At 67.2% G+C, this 2,185-nt stretch carries 3 protein-coding genes and 1 pseudogene; 3 read left to right on the top strand and 1 reads right to left on the bottom strand.

What is annotated here, in order from left to right:
* A partial coding sequence (locus tag K0M70_RS10685; protein ID WP_290781850.1) for a DUF533 domain-containing protein occupies window positions 1-434 on the bottom strand: 434 nt, incomplete at its 3' end.
* A 142-nt stretch (window positions 435-576) separates the two neighbouring features.
* Between K0M70_RS10685 and K0M70_RS10690 the strand changes: the two genes are divergently transcribed.
* The 3 genes and pseudogenes from K0M70_RS10690 to K0M70_RS10700 form a co-directional block, all read left to right on the top strand.
* Window positions 577-963: a diacylglycerol kinase gene (locus K0M70_RS10690; RefSeq protein WP_290781851.1), complete on the top strand. Its 387-nt coding sequence runs from the start codon at window positions 577-579 to the stop codon at window positions 961-963.
* 9 nt (window positions 964-972) lie between these two features.
* Window positions 973-1,695, top strand: a complete 723-nt coding sequence (locus tag K0M70_RS10695) for a TerC family protein (RefSeq protein WP_290781852.1) — start codon at window positions 973-975, stop codon at window positions 1,693-1,695.
* A 48-nt stretch (window positions 1,696-1,743) separates the two neighbouring features.
* Window positions 1,744-2,185 (top strand): annotated as a pseudogene (locus K0M70_RS10700) (hypothetical protein); the annotation flags it as partial.

Raw genomic sequence — 2,185 nt, forward strand, 5'->3', positions numbered from 1 at the left:
AGCACCGCCTCACGTTCGCCGGCATCGATCAGGCCGTCGGCATGGGCGGCGGTGATCATGGCGCGCAGCAGGTGCATGGCGTGCTCCACCCGGGCCGGGGAGGGCGCTGCGGCCGGGGGCGGGGGCGGCATCGCCGAACCCAGGCCGGTCGGCGGCGGGGGCGGCATCGTGCTGCCCATCACCGCCTGGGGCGCTGCCGGCTGCTGGTAGTGCTGGTAGGCCGCCACGGCGATGCCCAGCAGGCCCAGGCCCAGCTTGGCCTTGGTGCCGCCCGACAGGCCGCCCACCATGCCACCCAGTCCGCCGCCGCTGCTGCCGCCCAGAAGGCCGCCCAGCCCGCTGCTGCCGCGTTTGTTGTTTCGCATTCCGCCCCCCCGGCGGCCCCACATCGCGTCGCCCATCAGCTGGCCCAGCAGTTGCTCGGGGTTGAACATGGACAGCTCCGGTTCTTGGGGGTAATGCCAGATGTTGGGGCGGCCCCCCGGCGGACACAAGGGAGCCGTAGCCTGCGCCCGGGGGTGGGCCGTGGCTTGTGGCAAAATGGTGTGTTGATTCCCCATTGACCTTAGCCTGCCCATGGCCGACAGCAGCGGTACCCATTCGCCCCGCAGTCCGTTCCGGGTCTGGAAGGCGTTCACGTGGTCAATGAAGGGGCTGCGCTCCACCTGGGACCTGGAGTCGTCGTTCCGGCTCGAGGTCTATCTGTTCGTAATGCTGGCGCCCCTGGGCTACTGGTGGGGCCAGAGCGGCGTGGAGCGCGCCGTGCTGATCGGGTCGCTTATGCTGGTGCTGGTGGTGGAGGTGCTCAACTCCGCCGTGGAGGCCGTGGTGGACCGCTGGGGCGCCGAACACAATGAGCTGGCCGGTCGCGCCAAGGACATGGGCTCGGCCGCGGTATTCCTGTGCGACATGAACGTTCTGATTTGCTGGGGCCTCATCCTGCTGCCCCGGGTCCTGCATTGAGGCGAACCGATGGAATGGTTGTTCAGCACTGAAATCTGGATCGCCCTGCTGACCCTGGCTACGCTGGAGATCGTGCTGGGCATCGACAACCTGGTCTTCATCTCCATCGCGGTCAGCAAGCTGCCGCCCGAGCAGCGGCCCATGGCGCGCAAGTTCGGGCTGGCGCTGGCCTGCGTCACCCGCATCATGCTGCTGCTGTCGCTGGCTTTCCTGGCCAGCATGCAGACCAATGTCTTCAGCCTGTTCGGCCACGACTTCTCGGTTCGCGACCTCGTGCTGATTGCCGGCGGCCTGTTCCTGCTGGTGAAGGGGACCATGGAAATCCACGATTCGGTCGAGGGTCGTGGCGATGAAGAAGACATCAGCACCAAGCCTTCGGCGGTGTTCGGCTACGTGATAGCCCAGATCGCGATCATCGACATCGTGTTTTCGCTGGACTCGGTGATCACCGCGGTGGGCATGGTGGACAACAAGTGGGTGATGGTGGGCGCCATCCTGATAGCGGTGGCGGTGATGATCTTCGCGGCCAACCCCATCGGCGACTTCATCGACCGGCACCCCACGGTGAAGATGCTGGCGCTGACGTTCATCATCCTGGTGGGCGCGGCCCTGGTGGCCGACGGCTTCGGCGTGCACATCGACCGCAAGTTCCTGTATTTCGCAATGGCCTTCTCGGCCGGCGTGGAAACCCTGAACATCCTGTCGCAACGAAAGAAACGCCGCCCCACCTGACCGGGCCGTCCCTGCGATACTGGCCACCGATGTCCATTGGCGGCCAGCATGTCCCTTTCCCTTGATTACCCCGCGCTTGTCCTGAGGCGCGGGGAAGAGCGCCGCCTGCGCGCCGGCCACCTGTGGGTGTTCAGCAACGAGGTGGACGTCGCGCGCACGCCCTTGACCGGCTTCCAGCCCGGCGATCCGGTGATGATCCTGGAAGCGGGCGGCAAGCCGCTGGGCACGGGCTATGTGAATCCCTCGACGCTGATCGCGGCGCGCTTGGTGGATCGCGCCGGCCATGCTCTGGATCGCTCGCTGGTGGTCCATCGCCTGAAAGTGGCGCTGTCGCTCCGCGAGCGCCTGTACCCCGAGCCTTACTACCGACTGGTGTTTGGCGAAAGCGATGGCCTGCCCGGGCTGACCGTGGAGCGCTTCGGCGACGTGGGGGGGGGGCCCCCCCCCCCCCCCCCCCACGCCCCCCGGCGCCGCCAAAAAAACCCCCCCC

The organism is Arenimonas sp. (genome assembly GCF_019459675.1).
Taxonomy (GTDB): domain Bacteria; phylum Pseudomonadota; class Gammaproteobacteria; order Xanthomonadales; family Xanthomonadaceae; genus Arenimonas.